Annotated in this window: 18 protein-coding genes and 1 pseudogene; 7 read left to right on the forward strand and 12 right to left on the reverse strand. The window is 53.6% G+C overall.

Annotated elements, in window-relative coordinates:
- Positions 1-8: 8 nt before the first annotated feature.
- The 6 genes from ACZZ0G_RS16880 to yaaA all read right to left on the reverse strand — a co-directional run bounded on the left by ACZZ0G_RS16880 (position 9) and on the right by yaaA (position 8,699).
- Positions 9-1,490, reverse strand: coding sequence for an alginate export family protein (locus ACZZ0G_RS16880; RefSeq protein ID WP_463556880.1), 1,482 nt, complete (start codon positions 1,488-1,490; stop codon positions 9-11).
- Positions 1,487-2,998: an alginate biosynthesis TPR repeat lipoprotein AlgK gene (gene algK / locus ACZZ0G_RS16885; RefSeq protein ID WP_463556881.1), complete on the reverse strand. Its 1,512-nt coding sequence runs from the start codon at positions 2,996-2,998 to the stop codon at positions 1,487-1,489. Before algK ends, ACZZ0G_RS16880 begins: the two co-directional genes overlap by 4 nt.
- Positions 2,999-3,007: 9 nt before the next feature.
- Entirely contained in the window at positions 3,008-4,177 is a 1,170-nt protein-coding gene (locus tag ACZZ0G_RS16890; protein ID WP_463556882.1) for a PilZ domain-containing protein, read from the reverse strand.
- Between the two features lie 35 nt (positions 4,178-4,212).
- Complete coding sequence (alg8, locus tag ACZZ0G_RS16895) at positions 4,213-5,694, reverse strand: mannuronan synthase (protein WP_463556883.1); 1,482 nt, start codon at positions 5,692-5,694, stop codon at positions 4,213-4,215.
- 98 nt (positions 5,695-5,792) lie between these two features.
- Positions 5,793-7,109, reverse strand: coding sequence for a nucleotide sugar dehydrogenase (locus ACZZ0G_RS16900; protein WP_008087506.1), 1,317 nt, complete (start codon positions 7,107-7,109; stop codon positions 5,793-5,795).
- Between the two features lie 810 nt (positions 7,110-7,919).
- On the reverse strand, positions 7,920-8,699 hold the full coding sequence (gene yaaA, locus ACZZ0G_RS16905) for a peroxide stress protein YaaA (RefSeq protein WP_463556884.1): 780 nt from the start codon (positions 8,697-8,699) through the stop codon (positions 7,920-7,922).
- Between the two features lie 327 nt (positions 8,700-9,026).
- Here yaaA and ACZZ0G_RS16910 point away from each other — a divergent pair, with 327 nt between their 5' ends.
- Positions 9,027-10,151 (forward strand): polysaccharide deacetylase family protein, encoded by a 1,125-nt coding sequence (locus ACZZ0G_RS16910; protein ID WP_463556885.1) that lies wholly within the window; start codon positions 9,027-9,029, stop codon positions 10,149-10,151.
- Positions 10,152-10,488: 337 nt separating this feature from the next.
- Positions 10,489-11,883, forward strand: coding sequence for a PhoH family protein (locus tag ACZZ0G_RS16915; protein ID WP_463556886.1), 1,395 nt, complete (start codon positions 10,489-10,491; stop codon positions 11,881-11,883).
- 192 nt (positions 11,884-12,075) lie between these two features.
- On the opposite strand, the gene ACZZ0G_RS16920 is transcribed toward ACZZ0G_RS16915, so the two are convergent.
- From ACZZ0G_RS16920 to ACZZ0G_RS16940, 5 genes are all read right to left on the reverse strand, one after another.
- Positions 12,076-13,299, reverse strand: coding sequence for an MFS transporter (locus ACZZ0G_RS16920; protein WP_463556887.1), 1,224 nt, complete (start codon positions 13,297-13,299; stop codon positions 12,076-12,078).
- Positions 13,296-14,858, reverse strand: a complete 1,563-nt coding sequence (locus tag ACZZ0G_RS16925; protein ID WP_463556888.1) for a carbamoyltransferase C-terminal domain-containing protein — start codon at positions 14,856-14,858, stop codon at positions 13,296-13,298. Before ACZZ0G_RS16925 ends, ACZZ0G_RS16920 begins: the two co-directional genes overlap by 4 nt.
- On the reverse strand, positions 14,855-15,787 hold the full coding sequence (locus ACZZ0G_RS16930; protein ID WP_463556889.1) for a class I SAM-dependent methyltransferase: 933 nt from the start codon (positions 15,785-15,787) through the stop codon (positions 14,855-14,857). Before ACZZ0G_RS16930 ends, ACZZ0G_RS16925 begins: the two co-directional genes overlap by 4 nt.
- Before the next feature lie 140 nt (positions 15,788-15,927).
- Entirely contained in the window at positions 15,928-16,689 is a 762-nt protein-coding gene (locus ACZZ0G_RS16935) for a hypothetical protein (RefSeq protein ID WP_463556890.1), read from the reverse strand.
- Between the two features lie 24 nt (positions 16,690-16,713).
- Positions 16,714-17,826, reverse strand: a complete 1,113-nt coding sequence (locus ACZZ0G_RS16940; RefSeq protein ID WP_463556891.1) for a SagB/ThcOx family dehydrogenase — start codon at positions 17,824-17,826, stop codon at positions 16,714-16,716.
- Between the two features lie 480 nt (positions 17,827-18,306).
- Here ACZZ0G_RS16940 and ACZZ0G_RS16945 point away from each other — a divergent pair.
- From ACZZ0G_RS16945 to ACZZ0G_RS16965, 5 genes and pseudogenes are all read left to right on the forward strand, one after another.
- Positions 18,307-18,567, forward strand: a pseudogene (locus ACZZ0G_RS16945) (PhoH family protein); the annotation flags it as partial.
- Between the two features lie 187 nt (positions 18,568-18,754).
- Positions 18,755-19,228: a cyclic pyranopterin monophosphate synthase MoaC gene (gene moaC, locus ACZZ0G_RS16950; RefSeq protein WP_016985015.1), complete on the forward strand. Its 474-nt coding sequence runs from the start codon at positions 18,755-18,757 to the stop codon at positions 19,226-19,228.
- Positions 19,225-19,467: a MoaD/ThiS family protein gene (locus tag ACZZ0G_RS16955; RefSeq protein WP_016985014.1), complete on the forward strand. Its 243-nt coding sequence runs from the start codon at positions 19,225-19,227 to the stop codon at positions 19,465-19,467. Before moaC ends, ACZZ0G_RS16955 begins: the two co-directional genes overlap by 4 nt.
- 3 nt (positions 19,468-19,470) lie before the next feature.
- Positions 19,471-19,923, forward strand: coding sequence for a molybdopterin synthase catalytic subunit MoaE (moaE, locus tag ACZZ0G_RS16960; protein ID WP_016771590.1), 453 nt, complete (start codon positions 19,471-19,473; stop codon positions 19,921-19,923).
- A 284-nt stretch (positions 19,924-20,207) separates the two neighbouring features.
- The gene (locus ACZZ0G_RS16965; protein WP_463556892.1) at positions 20,208-20,984 is read left to right on the forward strand and encodes an ABC transporter substrate-binding protein; all 777 of its coding nucleotides are present in this window, start codon (positions 20,208-20,210) and stop codon (positions 20,982-20,984) included.
- Positions 20,985-21,091: 107 nt separating this feature from the next.
- Here ACZZ0G_RS16965 and ACZZ0G_RS16970 read toward each other — a convergent pair whose 3' ends face one another.
- Complete coding sequence (locus tag ACZZ0G_RS16970; RefSeq protein WP_463556893.1) at positions 21,092-21,718, reverse strand: helix-turn-helix transcriptional regulator; 627 nt, start codon at positions 21,716-21,718, stop codon at positions 21,092-21,094.
- Between the last annotated feature and the right edge of the window lie 87 nt (positions 21,719-21,805).

Consider the following 21,805-nt stretch of genomic DNA (forward strand, 5'->3'; position numbering starts at 1 on the left):
GGTTTGCATCAGAAGCGCCAGATCACGTCGATGAACGCGCGGTGCATGTACGAATCAACCTGCTTGCCGTAGGCATCGCCCGGTTTGAACACACCGCCACGGAAGCGCACGAGGGCCGAAGGCTCATCGATCGACTGGCTCAACGCCGCCGGCAACAGGCCTTGCTTGAAGTACTTGGTGACGACCAGGTCCATCTCCTGACCCAGGTCCTTGTTGCCGTCTTCAAGCGGCAGCGAAGTGCTGGAAAGGATTGCGCCGGTGGCGTCATCGGTGTTGTTTTTCACGGCGTTGATGCCGTTGCTGCCCACCGGCTTGTTGCCGTCGACACGCCAGAACTTGTGGTAGATCAGGCTGGCGTCGTACTCGTCGTTGACCATCCACGAACCGAACAGGGTCGCGGTCTGCATATTGTTCATTTCGCCACGGAAGGCTTCGCCGAAACGGTGCACCCGCGAGCGGGTACCGGTGTAGTTGGAGCGGTTGCTTTCCAGACCGTTCTGCTCGTAATCGGCGCTGGCACGGGCATAGGCACCGCCGACTTGCCATTGCGGATCGAGGCGCAGACGCACACCGATGTCGGTGGCCCAACCGTTGACGTCATCGCTGCGCTTGGCTTGCGCCGGGCGCGAACCATCGGCATTCAAGGCGTTGACCGTGTCGCGGTCGCCGCTCATGCCGGTGATGCTGCCCCAGTAGTTGACGGTGTTGGTGTTGCGCCAGTTGTAGGCGTCGCTGTCGGCGGTCAGGCCGATCCAGCTGATGTCGCCGTTCTCGGTCTTGTCCAGCGAGTCGCGCGGGACGCCCGGTTCGGCGTAATCGAGTTTGCCGTCATCGTGGGTGTGGTGACCGCGAATCCCGACCCATTGCCCCGGCGTCCACTGGTAAGCGGCGTCGGCGTAGGCGTGCAGGCGATCCTTGTCTTTCGGCGCCAGCTCTTTCAAGTCGGTGCGGTATTCGCTGAAGCGTTCGGCAACACCGGCGTTGGCACGCAGCAGGGTGGTGTCGAAGGTCCAGTTCAGCGCTTCGATGTTGGTGTCGCGCCACTGGCCGTCGTCGTTGCGCAGGCGCTGGCGACCGAACTTGAGCATCTCGCCCGGGTAAGGCGTGAGGCCGCTGTAACCAACCCAGAACTCGCGCATCGCCAGGTAGTTTTTCTTGGTTTTGCGATCACCGTTGTCGGTGGCTTGTTCACCGTCGGATTGTTGCAGGGTGTCGGTTTCAATGATGTCGGTCGAGGTTACGGCCTGGCCCATGGCGTAGGCACTCCACGCGCCGCTTTCGCCGTAGATCCATGGACGCAGGTCAAGGCCGACGCCGTTGACGTCACCGCCCTTGGCGGTACCGAGGTCGCGGTCGTCTTCGGACTGGCCGGTGACTTTCACTTCGAGGCCAAAGTTCTTGGTTTCAGTCATCGCGGCCAGTGTCGGGCAAGACCAGATCAGCGCGAACGAAAGGCCAATGCCGGCCTTCACGAATGGATTCAACTTCATAATTTTTCCTCGCCGTCTTCTTCTTGCAGGGCGTGCAGTTGCAGCGTGTTCTGGTTCAGAGCGCCACGGCTGGCTTGCTCTTGTTGCAGCAGACGTTGCGCTTCGGCCATACGCTCGGGCGGCAATTGCGCGGCGAGGGTGGTCGCCAGCTCATCGGCTTGCGGAGTGTTTTGCGCCTTGGCCAATTGGCTGAACACGTAGGCGTTGAGCGGGTCGGGCTTGGTGCCCTTGCCTTGGGAGAACAGCTGGGCGATGGCGAAGTCGGCGCTGTTCTGGCCGTTACGCGCAGCGGTCAGCAAGTGGTCGAGAGCCTTCTGCGGGTAGACCTTGCCGAGGTAGCCACGGCGATAGATCTGGCCGAGGTAGTAGTTGGCGGCGACTTCACGGCCAACGGCTTTCTGGAAATGTTCTTCGGCGACTTTCGCGTCAGCCGGAACCATTTTTCCTTCGTAGTAGAGCTTGCCCAGCAACAGCTCGGCGCGCGGCTGGTCGGCGGCACGGCCATTGTCGAGGTACTTCATCATCTGGTCGACGTCGCCCAGTTCCGGGTAGTCGTAGAGCAGTTGTGCGAGGGTCACCCACGATGCCGGGTAGCCGGGAGCGATCGGCTCAAGCAACGACTGCGCGGTTTTTTCGTCAGGCTTGCCGAGGGTCGAATCGGCCAGCACACGGGCCACGGAATCGACGCGCTGCGCGGTGACGGTGCCACGGCTGTAACCGGCCTGCATCTGTTTGATCAGCTCGGCTTGTTGCTCAGGCTGGGCGCGTTTCTGGTACACGGTGGCCAGTTCGACGTAGCAGATGTCGGTGGTGTTGAGCGCGGCTTTGCAGATCTTTTCCACGTCATCCAGGTGCTGATCGTAGGTGCCCTGAGTGCGATACAGCAGCACCTGGGCCAGACCCGCTTCGGGGTAGCCGGATTTGCGCCACTGATCGATCTGCTGCTGGGCGTTGATGTTGGGGAAGCTGTGCGGGTATTGCAGGTAGAGCATCGCCAGCGGGATCAACGTGTTGCCTTCGCCATTGGCGGCGGCTTTTTTCAGCAGGCTTTCGGCTTCGTGGTGTTCGGCTTCGGTGGAACCCGGTTTGGCCACCAGCAAGCGGCCAAGACGTGCCTGGGCACGCGGCGAAACACTGGCGGCGGCGCGGTAAGTCGCCTCGGCCTGTTTCATTTGCGCAGGATCGCGGCTGTCGACCTGGATATCGGCGAGACCAACTTGCGCTTCGCTGTAACCCAGATCGGCCAGTTGCTGATAATTCTGCGCGGCGGTGGCGGTGTCACCACGCTTCAGCGCTTCGTTGGCCAAACGCTGATCGGGCAGGCCGGCGCAACCGGCCAGGCTCACCGCCAATGCCAATGCGCACACTGAACCCATGTGGGAGCGAGCTTGCTCGCGAAAGCGGTGTGTCAGTCGGCACTTAGGCTGAATGTCAGAATGCATTCGCGAGCAAGCTCGCTCCCACAGGGTTTGTGGTGTGCTTGAGATGGGTGGAGTAGTCACAGGCATGTCCTCGACTTAAAGACCGGCAGCCATGGCTTTGTCGATCAGCCAGTTCAGGTTCGGGCCACGGTCGCTGTTCACTTCCACCGGGCGACCGGCGAGGCTGCTGTCGAGCGGCTCGTCAGGCTGGATCTGCACGCGGATGTCGGAGGACAGATCGGCGCTTTTCAGGCTGGTGCTGCTGACGATCTTGCCGGTGCGGGTCTTGTCTTCGCCGGCAATCTGGAAGCTCACCGGGGTACCTGGACGCACATCGCCGAACTGGCGATAGGAGAAGCGTGCATCGACGGTGGCCTGGGTGTTGCGCGGCACCAACTGGAAGATCACGTCGCCCTTGCTCGCGTATTGCCCGTCAGCCACCAGTTGCTGGGCCACGGTGCAATCGCATGGCGAGGTCAGGGTGCCGGTCATTTGCTTGCCGAACAGTTCTTCAACCTTGGCCGGCGACAGTTGATCTTCTTCCAGATGGCCCTTGAGCACGTCGAGCATGCTGGTGCTGAAGGTCGCCAGTGGCGCGCCTTTCGCCGCAACGCCATCGGACTTGATCAGGCTTTGCACGGTGCCGTCGCGCGGCATGGTGATGTTCATCCCCGGCACGCTGACCAGACCGGCCTGCGCGTGGCTGACGAAGTACATGCCGTACACCGATTTGAAAATGAAGCCCGCCGCCACCAGACCGACCGCAAAGATACCGGCGCTGAAGGTCACTGCTTTCAGTCGTCCGAACGGGGTCATGCCGGAGCCGCCGTCCTTGACCTTGCGCGCCTTGGTGAAGTTGTCGCGCTGCAGGGTCGCCAGCACTTCGCCGATGCTGACGATGTCGCCGGCCAGGTGCGAAGTGATCAAGTGGCGCAGGGTGGAAATATCCTGCGGCTCGAGGTTTTGGAACTGGCAGCCGGCGCGGCCGGTCTGGCGGTCGAAGGAGCGCACTTGCAGTTCAACGTCCATGGCGATGCCGAGGTTGTCGATGACGAATTGCAGACGCGCCTTGTACACCTGGCCAATGGTCAGTGGCATTTGCCCGGCGTTAAACGCCAGACCACCGGCAGACAGGTCGATGACCCGTGCTTCGACCGGCGTCCGGTCTGGACCGAAGAAGCGCAGTTTGGCCGGGATTTTCACGCGGGCGTGTTGGCGCTGGGCTTCGGATTCATGCACTACGTTGGCGTTGACGGCGGTATTCATAGGGGCGATTTCCTTGTTAATTCAATAGGGGCGGGTCAGACCATCATCAGCAGCACGGCGACGAAAATGCTGCCGGCGGAGAAGGTCATGGTCCGAGACGACCAGGTGTTGAACCAACGTTGAAAGCTGGCGAGATCACGGGTCAGGGATGTGGGTTGGCGTGTCCAGGATTGTTGGTCGAGGCGGAAGAACACGTAGATCTTCACCAGCGCACCGACGATCTGGTTGTAATAGAGAATCGCTGGGTAAGCCGGGCCGATGCGGTGACCGGAACACGACAACAGCAAGGTCAGGATCAGGCGGGTGATGCCGATCCACAGCAGGTAAACGAGGATGAACGCGGTGCCGTATTTGAAGCTGGCGATGATCGCCACGGTCAGGCCGAGCAAGGACGTCCACATCGATACGCGCTGGTCGAACAGCACCACTGAGGTGAAGGCGCCGAGGCGTTTCACACCCAGGCCCAGCGCTCGCGAATTCTGGCGCAGGTTGTTGCCGTACCAACGGAACATCAGCTTGCGGCTGGCCTTGATGAAGCTCTTTTCCGGCGGGTGTTCAACGGTGTTGATCGCCGCGTCAGGCACGTAGAAGGTGTCGTAGCCGAGGCGCATCAGGCTGAACCAGCTCGACTTGTCGTCGCCGGTCAAAAACTTGAAACGGCCCAGGCGCCAGTGTTGCAGCGAGTCGCTTTCAACGTCGGCGATGAATTCCGGGTTGGTCACCACGGTGGCGCGGAACACCGACATACGCCCGGTCATGGTCAGCACGCGTTTGGACAGGGCCATCGAGCACATGTTGATGTGGCGCTGGGCGAAGCGCAGCTTGTGCCATTCGCTCATGATGTAGCCGCCGCGCACTTCGCAGAATTCGTTGGTGGTCAGGCCGCCGACGTTGCCGAACAGCTGGAACCACGGCACGGTCTTGCGCACGGTGCCTTCGCCGAGCACGGTATCGCCATCGATCACGGCCACTACGGCGCGGTCGTCCGGCAGGTGACGGGAGATCGCGCGGAAACCATAGGCCAGGCCATCACGTTTGCCGGTGCCGGGAATGCGCACGAAGTCGAGCTTCACACGTTCTGGCGGATTCATCCGCGCCCACAGCGCCTTGACCAGCAGCTCATCGGACATTTCCACGATCGAGCAGACCACGGTGGTCGGCAGTTCGCAGTCGATGGCTTCGCGGATCACCGAGCTGTAGACCTGCGCGGTGGTCAGCGCGTCGATACGGAAACTGGTGACCATCAGGAACACATGCGACGGGTCCGCCGCCTTACCCAGCTTGCGCACTTTGCGGCGCAGGTGCGGGTAAACGATGTAGAGAAAAATCATGCCGCGCACAAAGTGCGTTGCACCCATCGAGTAGCGCCAGATACCTACGGCGCCAATCAGGAAAATGAAGTCCTTCGACTCGGAGTCGAATGTGGACGTGGGCAGCATCAAGGCCAGGCCCATCAGCAGGCTTAAAAACAACAGCCAGCCGGCGGATTGCAGAAAGATATGTTTGAGCTTGGTCATCGACGTCATCCAAGGTAAGAGAGGCTTCGAGCTGCAAGCTTCAAGCTGCAAGTAAGACGCTTTGGCTTGCAGCTCGAGGCTTGTCGCTTGGCGCTGCGTTACCAGCAGATACCCTCGGTGCGCGTACCGGCGTCGGTGGCTTTGGCCATGAAGCCGACCAGGTCGATGACCTGCTTGCCGTGCGGCGCTTGCTGGGCCAGCGCACGGAATTTCTCGTCGCGGTTGCCGAGGATGATCACGTCGGAGTTGTCGATCACCGAATCGAAGTCCGCGTTGAGCAGGGACGACACGTGCGGGATTTTCGACTCGATGTAGTCCTTGTTCGCGCCGTGAACACGGGCGTACTCGACGTTGCTGTCGTAGATGCTCAGGTCGTAACCCTTGCCGATCAGCATTTCGGCCAGTTCCACCAGCGGGCTTTCACGCAGGTCGTCGGTGCCGGCCTTGAAGCTCAGGCCGAGCAGGGCGACTTTGCGTTTGTCGTGGCTTTCAACGATGTCGAAGGCGTTCTGCACTTGCGATTCGTTGCTGCGCATCAGCGAGTTGAGCAGCGGCGCTTCGACGTCCAGGGAACCGGCGCGGTAGGTCAGGGCGCGCACGTCTTTCGGCAGGCACGAACCGCCGAAGGCGAAGCCCGGGCGCATGTAGTACTGGGACAGGTTGAGGGTCTTGTCCTGGCAGACCACTTCCATCACTTCACGGCCATCGACGCCGACCGCTTTGGCGATGTTGCCGATCTCGTTGGCGAAGGTCACTTTGGTCGCGTGCCAGACGTTGCAGGTGTACTTGATCATCTCGGCAACGGCGATGTCCTTGCGGATGATCGGCGCGTCGAGTTCTTCGTACAGCGATTGCAGAACATCACCCGAAGCTTTGTCGAACTCGCCGATGACAGTCATCGGTGGCAGGTCGTAGTCGGCGATCGCGGTGGATTCACGCAGGAACTCAGGGTTGACCGCAACGCCGAAGTCGACGCCGGCCTTCTTGCCCGAGCAGTCTTCGAGAATCGGGATCACCACGTTGGCCACGGTGCCCGGCAGCACGGTGCTGCGCACGACGATGGTGTGGCGGGTGGTTTTTTCACGCAGGACAAAACCGATCTCGCGGCATACCGCTTCGATGTAGTTCAGTTCGAGGTCGCCGTTCTTTTTGCTCGGCGTGCCGACACAGATCATCGACAAGTCAGTGTCACGAATCGCTTCGGCGAAGTTGGTCGTGCCACGCAGACGACCGGTCTGGATACCCTGTTGCAGAAGTTCGCCCAGGCCCGGTTCAACAATGGGGGATTTGCCGGCGTTAATCATGTCGATCTTGTCTTTGGCAACATCGACGCCAACCACGTCATGGCCCCGTGCAGACAGGCAACCGGCACATACTGCGCCAACGTAACCCAAACCAAATATGCTGATGCGCATCGCAATTACCTCTGTATATATCAGGCCTTAGAGGGCCGGAGTTAATGGTGTTCAGCGTTCATTAGTGCACTCGAAAGTGCGGCACACAGGCGCCACAATGCCGTGTGCAGGCATACTAAGTTTCGAGTGTCTAAATAAGTGCACTCAAGATGTGCGCAACCAGGCCTTGTTGTTATGACTTGCCCTGTTATGCAGCCGATCTTCCTTTGAGAAGACTCTTGTGCAATCGTCTTGCGCGCTCGATGTCAGGATGAAAGTCCCGTAAATCAAGCGGTTGGGTGCTCAGGCGAGCACGTTTATCGGGGCGCGGCCATGGCCTTTATAGGGGATATAAATGGTGCGTATCTCCTGTCCATCGTCTGTTTTGAGACTAGTTAGTCATCTAGGCAAGTTGCTGTGACAACTTGGTTACATGGCTATCTGCTCTGCGTAAGTTATCTCGTACAAACTCGGCGAGAATCGTTACCGGTGGTATGAGCTATGCATTTGGACGAAGTTCCTGTCCGCTCATCGAGAAACCTGAAATTTCTTGAAATATTGTCGGAGATGGCACTGGTCTCAATTTGATAGCACTTTCGTTTTCGACCTTTAATAACAGGCGAATAATCACGTTAGATAGTTTTGTGCCACTACGGTGAAAAAAATCAGGTGCCACTACTGAAAAAAATGATCAGTGTCGAGTGAAACTAATCTTAGAAAAGACAGGGAGTATTTTTTGGCGCCATAAAAATGGCGAAAACAGGCGGGGTTTCTTTGACATCGTGCGAGCTGCACGACTCTTTATAGAAAGAGTCGTGCATTGGGCATGCTTTATTCGGGGGCGTGGTCGCGCAAAAACACCAGATTGTCGGGTTTCGACTGCTCGGCGCTGTAGCGATAACCCTGCACATCGAATTGTTTGAGCAGTGCCGGATCGTTGATTTTTTCCTGGATCACGAAACGGCTCATCAGGCCTCGGGCCTTTTTCGCGTAGAAGCTGATGATCTTGTACTGGCCGTTCTTCTGATCCTTGAACTCGGTGTTGATGATCCGCGCATTCAACGCCGTGCGTTTAACCGCCGAGAAGTACTCGTTGGAGGCGAGGTTGAGCAGCACGTCGTCGCCCTGATCGGCCAGCGCTTCGTTCAGCCATTCGCTGATGCGCGTGCCCCAGAAGGCATAAAGGTCTTTGCCACGGGCATTGGCCAGTTTGGTGCCCATCTCCAGGCGGTACGGTTGCATCAGGTCGAGCGGGCGCAGCAGGCCATAGAGGCCGGAGAGCATGCGCAGGTGTTTTTGCGCGTAGTCAAAATCGGCTTCGCTGAAGGACTGCGCGTCGAGACCGGTATACACGTCGCCCTTGAAGGCGAGCAGCGCCTGCTTGGCGTTTTCCGGGGTGAACGCTGGCGTCCAGCTGCCGAAGCGTGCGGCGTTGAGCCCGCCGATCTTGTCCGACACGTGCATCAGTTCGCTGATCTGCGCAGGCGTCAGGTCGCGCAGTTGCTGGATCAGTTCCTGAGAGTGGTCGAGGTATTGCGGCTGAGTGAAGCGCTGGGTCGCCGGCGGTGTTTCGTAATCGAGGGTCTTGGCGGGGGAAATCACCATCAGCATGAAGTCGTCTCCTTTAATCGTGGGGCGATTCTAGGGGGTTGTCGGTGTTGACTCCAGCTATGGGGGTTATAGGCAGGTGTAAGTGCTGGCATTTGCGACGGCTGGTGGATTGCTCCCTCACCCCAGCCCTCTCCCAGAGGGAGAGGGAGCCGATCTTCGTTGATTTCAACATTTGAGTTCGACTCGGTAGTTCAGATTGGCGGATATCGAAAGGGATACTCGGTCAGCTCCCTCTCCCTCTGAGAGAGGGCTGGGGTGAGGGTGGCGTCCTTCAACCTTGCACATCAGCTATAGTGCCGCGCGGGTTTTGTTATGGAGACATCCCTTTTGCGCATTGTTCTTTTATTCACCGCGTGGCTGTTGAGCTTCGGTGCCGTGGCGGCGCCGGGTGATGTGGCGACGCTGGATCGCAGCACCTGGCCTGAGCAGCTCAGCAATCCGACGCTGTTTGATGTGGCGTCCCGGGCAGAAATCCTCATGTTCGCCCGTGGTCTGCTCGGCACCGAGTCGATGGACGAGACCGCGTTGGCTCAACGTCTGGGCCTGCGCACGGTCAATATCGACGCGGTCAACAGCCTGCGCCAGCGCCTCTGGCAGCGGCTGCTGGCCAACTACAACTACGCCCAGCAGAGTTGCGATCAGGACGCCTCGTTCTGTTTCCTCGTCGAAGACTTGCCGACCCTGCGCGAGCAGGCCGCCAAGTTCGTGGTCAGCGACGACAGCTATTACACCAAGTGGGCCGAGCCGAGCCGGATCTTCCATTTGCAGTATCTGGACGAGTTGATGCGCAAGGCCGCGCTGTCGCCGCAGACCAGCAACGAGTTCGATCGTTTCGGCGACTACGAGCGCAACGGCGACGAGATGCACGACCGGCTGTTTCTGCTGACCTTCGACAGCGCCGCCAACCTGCAACCGGACAACACTGACTGGCTCACCGAGTACCTGCGCAAGTCCAAACTCAGCGGCACGTTCTTCGTGTTGGGCAAGGATATTCAGGCGCGACTGGCCGATCGTTCGGTCAGCAGCCTGCAAACCGGTTTCTCGAAACAGTGCGTCGGCGTGCAGGGTTGGGAGTTCCGTTCCCACAGCCACTGGCAGGACTGGCAGGATTCGGTGCGGCGCAGCGCTGATCTGGTGAAGAACAAGTTGCCGGAAAACTACGTGCCGCTGTTCCGTCCGCCGGAAGGCCAGCGCCGCAGTGATGCACAAGGCTTCTTCAACACTCAGGGCCTGCAAGTGGCGCTGTGGGACATCGATGCCCAGGACGGCGCTGGCAAACTCAAGGGTGGGCCGAGTGCGCAACGGGTGCTGACCCTGATGCTGTTGTGGCGCCACGGGGTGATCAATTTCAACATGAAGCAGGACGCGGTGAAGACCTCGTTGCCGTGGCTGATCACGCAAACCGCGCAAAGCGGCATCGGTTGGGAAGACTGTCAGGACGCGTTTCGCTGAGAAACGCTAAAAGCCCGGAAACATTGGGCTTGGGGTGATTTTTTCAGGGGATTTGCAGCAGGTGGACTTCCGACTCTAACGGTGTCGAGGGAGTCCGCCAAGGGCTTTTCGTCACTTTGCAAAATAAACTTAAAAAAACCGTCAAAGTACTTTTTTATGTCATCGGTTTTGGAGTATTACGAAGACAGACCGCCGAAACCTGCAACACAGGTGGCGTCTTCCAAGACCCGTTTGTTTGCAGTCACTTGAATCTCCGCAGGTGAGATTTCGGCAGTCACTTCGAGGCGCAGCACCGCCCAGGTATTGCGTCTACTGGCTCTGACAAAGGTGACCGAGTATGGATGATCACGGACGTAGCCCTTCCTCCAACCAGCCAATCCTGTATGTACTCGATACCAACGTATTGATTCACGATCCAAACGCCCTGCTGAATTTCGAAGAACACCACGTCGCAATCCCGATGACCGTGCTTGAAGAGCTGGACAAGCTCAAGAGCGGGCATCACAGCGTGGCCGCTGAATGCCGTCAGGCCATCCGGCTGATCGACAAGACCTTGGGCGATGCTTCTCCGGAAGATGTCGAACTGGGCGTGCCGATCCAGCGCGGCAAGGGCGGGCCGAAGGGCTTGCTGTCAATTCTGATGAGCAAGCAGGCTGAATCGAACCTGATTCTGCCCGAGCACCTGAACGACAATAAAATCATCAACCAACTGATCGACCTGCACGCCCGCGACCCGAAAAAACCGGTGGTGCTGGTTACCAAAGACATCAACATGCGCCTCAAGGCGCGCGCTTGCGGTATTGCGTCCGAGGACTACAGCACCGACCAACTGGTCGACGACGTGTCCCTGTTGCCCAACGGCTACCACAACATGACCGGCTCCTTCTGGGACCGCGTGAGCAAGGTCGAAACCCGTCAGGACCACGGCCGCACCTGGCATCAAGTGCAACTGATCGACAACCTGCCGGCGGTGCACATCAACGAATTCATCATCGATGAACAGGGCTTCGTCGGCTGGATCAAGGAGATTGAAGAAGACCGCCTGCTGATTCTCGATCTGCACCAGGAACCGCTGCTGCACCAAGAGGCGTGGGGGCTCAAGCCACGCGACATTTATCAGAGCCTCGCGCTGTATGCGCTGCTCGACCCGGACATTCATCTGGTCAATCTCTCCGGTGCCGCCGGCTCCGGTAAAACCATTCTGGCGCTGGCCGCTGCGATCGAGCAGACCATGGTCAGCAAACGTTATCGCCGCATCATTGCCACCCGCAGCGTGCAGGGTCTGGATCAGGAGATCGGCTTCCTGCCCGGTACCGAAGCGGAAAAAATGGAACCTTGGCTGGGCGCCATCACCGACAACCTCGAAGCCTTGCACATGGATGACGAAAACACCCATGGCAGCGTCGACTACATCCTCAGCAAAGTGCCGTTGCAGTTCAAATCGCTCAACTACATTCGTGGTCGCAGCTTCCAGCAGAGCCTGATCCTGATCGACGAATGCCAGAACCTCACCCCGCACCAGATGAAAACCATCATCACCCGTGCCGGTGCCGGTTCGAAAGTGGTGTGCCTGGGCAACCTCGCACAGATCGACACCCCTTACCTGTCCGCGACCAGTTCCGGGCTGACCTACCTGACCGAACGCTTCAAGGATTTCCCCAACGGTGTGCACATCACCCTGCAAGGGGTGCCTCGCTCGATTCTGGCTGAATACGCCGAAACCCATCTATAACCGCATCACCACCAAAACCGGGCGGCCGCAAAGCCGCCCGGTTTTTACCCGCTGCCTTTATCTAGTATTAAACTTGCTTGTACTCCTAACGGCCCTTTTGAAGGCTATTATCTGTATATTTTAAAAATCTAAATTTACAATCCTCCACGTTTGCAAAACCAAGGCAGTAAAGTTTAGGGGGGGTGTAACTATTTATTCGTTGATGATGCGACTTGTCTCTGCGGAAAAAATGTCGCGGTATTTTATGTGTAAAAACGCACCTAGCAATATGGCACTGGCACCTGAAGAAACAAGAACACCTCCGATTGACAAGAACGTTGAAAGCCATGCCCCAAAAATTGGTCCTGCAATCATAAATATCAACATCAAACTGCGGCTGGAAGCTGATACTGTTCCCAGATTAGATAGAGGGCAGTATTTCTGAAGAGTTACGCCAAACCCTAAAGATGTCAATCCATAGGCATATCCAGCAATGGAAAATACTAGTATTAGTAATGCTAGTGTTGTCAGATTGCCAGGTTCCTTTAATAGTCCCGCTATTACTACCATCACACCGAATGTAAATAGGGAGAACGTTGAGCAGAAGAAAATTTTGTGAGGGTAAACTAATTTAAAGCTCAAGCCTGCAATAATTCCACCTAGTGCGGTAGAGCTAACGACAACTCCAAATACGTATTCGTCGAGCCCCAGGTTTTTTATATGCAGACTCAGCAGCGAGTCATAGCATCCCAGTACAGCAGATTGGATTAAGGCACAGATAAAAAATAGTTGTGTGGATGGGCCGGAGCTTAGTAATACTTTCAAGGCCTTTAAGCTCCCAAAGGACCGCTTATCAGATGTGTGTATGTTTTTTTGGCGGTTACTCATAGAAAGAAAAATCAGGCAGAATATCCCTGCCAGTGAAAAAAGCGCGGAAATTAAAAAGCCATACGCTTTATCTGACATGCTTGCAATAACACCTGCAGTTAAAGGTGAGCAGACCTTGATAAATTGATCCATAACCGTGATTAGTGAAATATTACTGATCAGGTCTTTGTTTGTGAGAAGCTTCCTCGTCAAGATAATTTCTGCCGCACCAGATCCAAGGTTCGATACACCCTTAAGGAAGACTAATGTTAAGAAAACAGATTCAGAACTCGCTCCAAATAAAAGGCATGCAACGATAAATCTAAAGGTGAAGCTTATTAGTAAAAATTTTATAGGACTAGTATGGTCTGCTAACGTACCTATTAATGGCCCCAGGAAAAGTGCTGGTAAGCCGTACAGCGCCGCTGCATATCCCAAGGTTTGTGGGGAAGCGTCATATGCGAATGTAAGTACAGTAAAGATTAAAATGAAGTCTACCCAGAGTGTTACGGAACTACTAAATCTCACTCCACATAAATAACCGTACCCTTTCACGTGGGGAACGCTCACTGCGCTATCTCCTTGGTGTGGTACATTACGTCATCTACAACAAATGTGGATATATTGTTGGTTGAGCAAAATAACTCAAGATCTGAGAGTTTGTTTATAAAACCTTTGCCTTTGAAATTCAGCGAGGTATTGCAAAGGACGCTGACGCCCGACTGTTTTTTGAACTCCAGTAGTAGCTTGTACATTTTAATGTTGTCTTGAGGGCTGACGGTCTGAACTCTTGCTGTTCCATCGATATGGGTAATTGCTTTAAGTCGTTTGTCAATTACATGATGAAATGACAGCATGAATTTGCTTTGAGTGCAGTTGTCAAAGTAAAGCTTGGCATCTTCCTCTATGCAGATAGGTGCTACTGGGCGATAGTGTTCTCTTTTTTTTATGGAGTTAAGCTTTTCAGTTGTTTTTGCAGAAAATGGTGCCGCTATTATTGATCTATTGCCGAGGGCTCTCGGGCCTATTTCACAATTTCCCTGTACCCAACAAATAATCTCTCCAGCAATAAGCGCTTCGCACACATGTTCGAGTACCAATGGACTTGGTGAAAATGAGGAGTTTTTTGTGGGGTTGAAGATAAAAGTTTGTCCTGAATATACGGACCATTCAAGTTTTGCTTTACCAGTTAATAAATTTTGGGCAATGGCGGACGCCCCGATGCCGACACCAGTGTCATTTGTGCAAGGTGGAATAAAAACCCCGTCGAATAATTCGGAGGTTTCCCATTTTTTGTTCCAATCACAGTTCAAGCCACAGCCGCCTGCAATTAAAAGCGGAAGCTTTTCTGTAATATGTGTACTGATGAAATCATAAAACTCGTTAAAAAGCTTGTCTGATAGTTTTCTTGCCAGGTTGCAAAATTTCGTTGTGTTGACGCCTATGTTGTAATAACCGCTATCTTTTAGGTCAAGTTTGTTGAGTGTGTCTATTGCCGATTCGCAGTTCATTATGTAGTCAATAACCGTTGACTCAAATGCATCTGGTTCACCATTTGTTCCAAATGCAGCTAATGCCATCATTTTTCCCGCGTCACCGAGTCTGCAATATCCTTTTTTCAAATTAAAAGTTGGATCGGCTAAGCCGAAGGTAAATGCATAGCGAAGGCCTGGTCCTTGCAGAATATTGCCTATAGTTTGAATCGACATGTCAGGGTTGATTTTATAAAAATTGCCTATGAAGCCTTCCCAAAGTAATACGTAGCACGATGTTTTGTCCGCATATGGGGACAGGGCATAAGAGGAGAATATATGTGATATTTCATGGCTGCAGTTTACCCACGCTATATTTCTTCCACCGAAAGTACAGATTGATTGTTCGACATCCAAGCCAAGATAACCGCCTTCAGTTGGGTGATTTCTGGGGTCCATACCTTCAGCCCATCCGCTTACAGCGATTGCGTCGAGATCTTCTATGTTTTGAACGGCGTGGGTTATTGCTGAACTCAGGGAAAGCGGAGCGTACCTATTGCCGCCATTCTTTTCCGACTCATGGCTGAAAACTAATTTTCCATTTTCAATGAGACATATGTGCCCGTCATGACCCGTGTTTATGCCTAGTATTTTCATTGTTGTTTCCTTATGGGTTTTAACCAGAATAGGTACATTTCACTGAAAAAATTTGGGTTAAGGGTTTCGAATAACTCCCAAGCGCCAAAAAAAGAGCCCATGTTCGAATGCTCGTTGAATTTTATAAATGCAGGGGATTTGTTTTGTTCTTCCTTTTCAAAGCCTGCAAACTCACAGTCTAAAGTTCTTATAAGTGAGTGAATGTCACGGGTTGTGAACGTTTTCTCTAGAGGGTTGAAAAGTAAATCCATGCATCCACTTCTACTAAAGAAATCTTGTGAATTAACTATTTCTCTTGTTCTTTTGTATTTGTAGTTTTGAATTGATAAATTTCGTATTTTTTCTAAATTGCAGGGTGCGTAGAGTATTTCGTTTTTAGACGCAAGGTTGGCCAAGTCTGCAATAGGAATTCTAGCGTGTGTGCTATACAGTCCTATTTTAGCAATGCCACCATTTTCGAGTGCTGAGAGAATTGCTTCGCATCCTTTCAAAGGATCTTGTAAGTGATGCAGAACTCCAATGCACTCAATTAGGCTGAATTTCAAATTTAGAGAGGGAATATTACTTATGTCGCCGCAGATGAATTTCAAGTTTTGAATGTTATATTCGTCTCTCTTTTGTGTGGCATATTGCAAACTTGCTTTGCTGATATCCAGCCCTAAGATTTGTGTGTGTGGGTAAGTTAAGGCGAGTTGAATTGCGTGACGCCCAGTTCCACATCCTGCGACTAATATGTTGTTGCTTGGTGGTGCTTGCTTTAGGTTTAGCTTTTTGAAAAGCTCATCTAGTGTCGATTCAGAATGTTTTGGTTTGGATGTCCAGGTTGGATACGGATTGGATTCATAAAAACTCTGGATAGGAGTTTCACTTTCCAGGATGGCGGGGAGTGTAGTTTCTTTGTTTTTTTTTTTGAGTGATCTGGCAATCAAAATGGTTTTTGTTTTTTAATGGGTTTTTAGAGTGTTCGCCCGGGTAAGTTTCCAGTATTAACTTTGCGGCAATTTTTATTGCTGGCGACTCTTTTAGGTATTTGTCTTTTAGTTTTTCAACGTTTGACATCTCTTCTTTGTCAGTCAGGTAGATAAAACCATTTAATTTGCATTGTTTTTTTAGGGCGCGGAGGAAGATTTGGTGTGTCGGTTTGTAGTTGTTGCTGATTATGGAATCTATAAGTTTTTTTCTTATGCTTATAATGGTTCCCATCTATGATGTGGTTAGAAATTAGTCTGCTACTTAAAAACTCTAATGCAATTGGATCTGATTCGATTATGTCCAGAGCTAGTATGGCGTAGTCTTCTTTTGTACGTGTTATTTTTTCAATTTTGAGTGCCAGTTGTGAAAAATACACTCGGGCTAGTGCGTCATCGTCTATTCCTTCTGTGTTAAAAAGTGCCAATAGGCTGGCGAATGTTGCCGCATCAAATGAGGTCAGGTGGACCGCCTGAAGTAATTCAAGATAGTTAAAGGCAACTCTGCTTTCTGTGAAGCCTTCTATTTTTGCGGCTGATTGGTATGTCCAAAGTGCAGCATTTTTTTTTCCATTTTTTTCTTGTATGGATGCTAGGTTTTGATGAAACTTAAGTTTGTCCGCTGCTGAAGCTCCTGGTAAGTCGCAAGCCAGCCTGTAAAGGCGTTCTGATTTATTTTTTTCACCCAGTTCTTCGCATAAAGCCGCAAAATTGTTCAACGCTTTTACGTTTTTTGAATCGTTCTTAATACTCAATTCGTATAGCCGTGCAGCTTCTTGAAGCTCGTTGTTTTTAAAATTAAAATCCGCCATTTCTCTGATTTTTTCGGAGTATTCTTTTTTTCTCAACGTATCATCGTGCATGCGAGCACCTAAGGCTGGTTTGTTTTATTTTACTGCCTTCAAAAGTTTCGCGACTCCGGGACTAAGAGGATCTTGCAGGCCATGTCCGCCGGCTAAAACAAATAACGAATGTTCATTGAATCCGTCAATCTTTATAAGTTCATTTAGTAGGTTGTCTATAAAGTATCCGGTTAGCCAGGTGTTAAGTTTGTGAGCTGTGGCTACAAGATTGAATGTCTGAGATAAATGTCCAACGTCCATTAAAGCTGATCGATAAGCACGTGAATGTGGGTATTTCCACCAAAGCTTATCAAATCGCGAACTCATTACTATTAGAAAGGCTGCTTCCACTGCGAAGTTTTGATGACATAATATCTGTGTTAGGTCGGCGTTTATTCCACTATCCAATTTTGTTAACACGTGCTGGTGGGACCTATAGTGATAAATCCCTCTCTCTAGATTACTAACATTTAAAGCAATCAAGTATGCCTCGGTTGCTTGCAAGCACCCGGCACTTGGTGAGGATCTACGATAGCCAACAGTTGAAATACCGCGCTCAGCGAGATTTTTTTTATGTGAGTCGCCGTGAATATTTCCGAAAGTAGTGAATAAAATATTAGATACAATTTCCAGTGGCACGGACTCACCATTGAAATTTCGACTTGTTGTCCTCTGCCATAAGGCTTTCTTTAGGCTATAAGTGTCAATTACGTTGATGTTCCAAGGCGGGAGTTTGATTAACTCTCCTTCTCGTTCAATGTCGAGGTTTGGGGCGCTTTCTGCGATGCTTTCGCAGAAGTTCACATAGCCTATCTCATTGTTTTCTTCAGTGTTTGTCAGGTCGCTCGGAAAGTTGTGCTTGCTTCCAAGATGAAATATTTTTGAAATAGGGTCCCAACCCCAAGGACCATTAGCTTTTTGGGTATTTTTATACTGTTCAGCTTTTTCGCCTATTAGTAATATTTCTGCTTCAATCAGTATTCCATCCTCGGGTTTCGATGTATAAGGCATACCAACTAATTCGTTGAGTTCGAAAATTCTGTCAAGATAGCGTCGTTCGAATATTTCGTACTGCTCACCTGTTTCCAGGTTCCATAATCCGAAAATTCCTTCATTCAAGGTGATTGTCAGGTTTTCATTAACTTTGAACTCATTCATCTCCACGTGCTCCGTAAAAATTATGCCGAGGGAGTCTGGTGGCTCCCTCGGCATTGGCCGAAATTAACTGACCAGTTTTGATTCGGGTTTTGCCGGTGTAATCAGGATGTTGTAAGCGTTATTGGAAAGAGCTGTTAATCGAGTTTGCAGATTAGCTTTGCGCATAATAAGAACCTCTTGAGTTTTAGTCTGTTTGGATTGAAGTCGAAGGACTTCATTTACGAAGCTAGTCGCGTTGTATTTGCTAGTCAATAACTGGGCTTGTAGGATGGTTCGTTGCTTGGCGGTTGATGAGTCTTACACTGAATTCCTACTGGTAACTATTTTACTAAGTTAATCAAGTTATTGCAGATATACACTTCAACTACATTCGCTTCGATGCATTCTGAGGAAGTCTTAATCGGTAGTATTTAGTTACGTAATGGCTTCTTTGGGGGCGGCGTCAGCCAATTCCAAAGCAAATTGGCCAACAGGAGGAGAATCCTGATCGACGAATGCCAGAACCTCACCCCGCACCAGATGAAAACCATCATCACCCGTGCCGGTGCCGGTGCCGGTGCCGGTTCGAAAGTGGTGTGCCTGGGCAACCTCGCACAGATCGACACCCCTTACCTGTCCGCGACCAGCTCCGGGCTGACCTACCTGACCGAACGCTTCAAGGATTTCCCCAACGGGGTGCACATCACCCTGCAAGGGGTGCCTCGCTCGATTCTGGCTGAATACGCCGAAACCCATCTCTAAAAGCAGCTAACAGCTCCAAGCTATAAGCGGCAAGTTACAAGCGTAGGGAGTGTTTCTCTCATGCCCTTGTAGCTTGCCGCTTAATGCTTGCAACTGCTTAAATGCTGCCATTCCATACCTGCAGACTACTGCGCTTTTCACTTGCCGCTTGTAGCTTGCCGCTCGCAGCTGCCTCAAGGAGGCCCCCGTGCTGACTCATCTCGATTCCCAAGGTCGCGCCAACATGGTCGACGTCACCGAAAAAGCCGTGACGTTCCGTGAGGCGACGGCCCAAGCGCTGGTGCGCATGCTCCCCGAAACGCTGCAGATGATCGTCAGCGGCGGCCATCCCAAGGGTGATGTGTTTGCCGTGGCGCGCATTGCCGGCATTCAGGCGGCGAAGAAAACCAGCGATCTGATTCCCCTGTGCCATCCGCTGATGCTCACTGGCGTCAAAGTCGAACTCAGCGCCGACGGCGAAGACACCGTACGCATTGTCGCCCGCTGCAAGCTGTCCGGGCAGACCGGCGTCGAAATGGAAGCGCTGACCGCCGCCAGCGTCGCCGCCCTGACCATCTACGACATGTGTAAAGCCGTCGATCGCGGCATGACCATCGAAAGCGTGCGTCTGCTGGAGAAAGTCGGCGGCAAGAGCGGGCACTTTCAAGCGGAGCAGCCATGAACCTGACCGTGAAGTTTTTTGCCCGTTATCGTGAAGCGCTGGGCGTCGATTCGGTGAAGGTTGAAGGTGATTTCGCCACTGTCGATGACGTGCGTGCATTGCTGGCGCAGCGGGATGGCGCTGAGGTGCTGAGCGAACAGAACCTGATGTGCGCACGCAACGAAGACCTCTGTCAGCTCGACGAGCCGGTGGTCGATGGCGACGAGGTGGCGTTTTTCCCTACCGTGACCGGAGGCTGAGCCATGGCGATTCGTGTGCAGGCCACGCCATTCGATCCGGGCGCTGAAGTCAACGCGATGCACGCGGCCAACGTCGGCGTCGGTGCGGTGGTGAGTTTTGTCGGCTACGTGCGCGACTTCAACGACGGACTGGATGTAGCGGGGATGTTCCTTGAGCACTATCCGGGCATGACCGAAAAAGCCCTCGGCAAAATTGCTGTTGAAGCCGAACAGCGCTGGCCATTGCTGAAGCTGGAAGTGTTGCATCGCATCGGCGCGCTGGAGCCGGGCGAGCCGATCGTATTCGTCGGCGCCGCCAGCGCCCATCGCCAGGCCGCGTTCGATGCCTGCGCCTTTGTCATGGATTACCTGAAAACCCGCGCACCGTTCTGGAAGAAAGAAAACACCAGTGACGGGCCGCGTTGGGTGGAGGGGCGCGACAGTGATCATGCCGCTGCGGATCGCTGGAAGAAGTAAGTTCTCTAGCGCCCTTCAGTAAGCCTTCGCGAGCAAGCTCGCTCCCACATTGGATCTGTGTCGTTCACAAATCCAATGTGGGAGCGAGCTTGCTCGCGAAGAGGCCATCTGCAACACCCAAAACCCCGCAGACACTCTCTTCTCCCTGATTGACGACTTGTACCTATAAGTCCAATATGGATTTACAAGTACAAAAAAGCTTCAATCTTGCCGCTCGTAGCTCCCCGCTCGCAGCTGCTCTTCTTCATCTTGCCAAACCAACAACAACCCGCGAGAGAACGAACATGAAGAAACTTCCCCTCATCACTGGTCTGGCCCTCAGCCTGTTGGCCTCGGCCAGCGTGTTCGCCGCTGAGCAAACCCTGCGCATCGGCATCGAAGCCGCTTATCCGCCATTCGCCTCGAAAACCGACAAAGGCGAAATCGTCGGTTTCGACTACGACATCGGCAACGCCCTGTGCGCGCAGATGAAGGTCAAGTGCGTGTGGGTAGAAGGTGAGTTCGACGGTCTGATTCCTTCGCTGAAAGTGAAGAAGATCGACATGGCGCTGTCGTCGATGACCATCAACGAAGACCGCAAGAAGTCGGTGGATTTCACCCACAAGTACTACTTCACCTCGTCGCGCCTGGTGATGAAAGAAGGCGCCAGCGTTGACGATCAATACGCCAGCCTCAAGGGCAAGAACGTTGGCGTGCAGCGCGCGACCACCACCGATCGTTACGCCACCGAGGTGTTCGAGCCGAAGGGCATTAACGTCAAGCGTTACAGCAACAACGAAGAGATCTACATGGACCTGGCGGCGGGACGCCTCGATGCGATCTTTGCCGACACCATTCCGTTGAATGACTTTTTGACGATGCCACGCGGCAAGGGCTATGCGTTTGTCGGGCCTGAGTTGAAGGATCCGAAATACGTCGGCGAGGGTGCGGGGATTGCAGTGCGCAAGGGCAATGCCGAACTGGTCAGCCAGTTGAATGGCGCGATTGATGGCATTCGCGCGAGTGGCGAGTACCAGAAGATTTCCGAGAAGTATTTCAAGTCTGATATCTACGGCGACTGATAGTCCGCCATCGCTGGCAAGCCAGCTCCCACAGGGATTAGCGGCGTACACAAAACCTGTGGGAGCTGGCTTGCCAGCGATGGGGCCAGATCGGTCACCGCAAATTTCTAGCCCTTCATTTCCTTCAAATGCTTGTACACCGTCGCTCGCCCCATGTTCAGCACATTGGCCACATAGTTCGAGGCGCTCTTGCCCTTGAACGCGCCCTCGGCGTGCAGCGCCAGCACCAGTTCACGCTTGTGATCGCGGGTCAGCACATTCAGGCTCAATTGCCGCTCGCGCAGCCAGGCGTGCAGGAAGGTGTTGATGCGTTCCTGCCAGTCATCGCGAAACAGTGAGTCCGGTTGCGGGATCAGTTTGCTCGGCGACAGGAACAGGTCCAGCGCGGCCTTGGCATTCTCGAACAGCGAAATATTCAGATTGATGCACAGCACCGCCAGCGGCAGACCTTCGTTGTCGCGCAGGACGCTGCTCAGGCTGCGAATCTTCTGGCCATCCCAATTGAGCTTCTCGTACGGACCGATATTGCGGTCGCTGACATCCTCGCTGAGCATGTCTTCCAGTGACGAGTCGTCGCCGATCTCACGTTTGGACAGGTTGTTGGCAATGTAGTCAACCTTCTGCGTGCGCAGGTCGTGCAGCACCACTTCGGCGTGGGGAAAGAACAGCGTGGCGATGGCATCGGCGATGGCGCGGAAGTTATCCAGCGCCGGGTCGAATTCAGGGGCGGTCATGACAGTGGAGCTCCAGGCAGCGTCAACGCCCCCGTGATCAGGAGGCGCTGCGAGTGTGCCGCAATCCGTTGGGCGCGTCATCCACAG

The sequence above is a fragment of the Pseudomonas sp. AC169 genome (assembly GCF_979258515.1).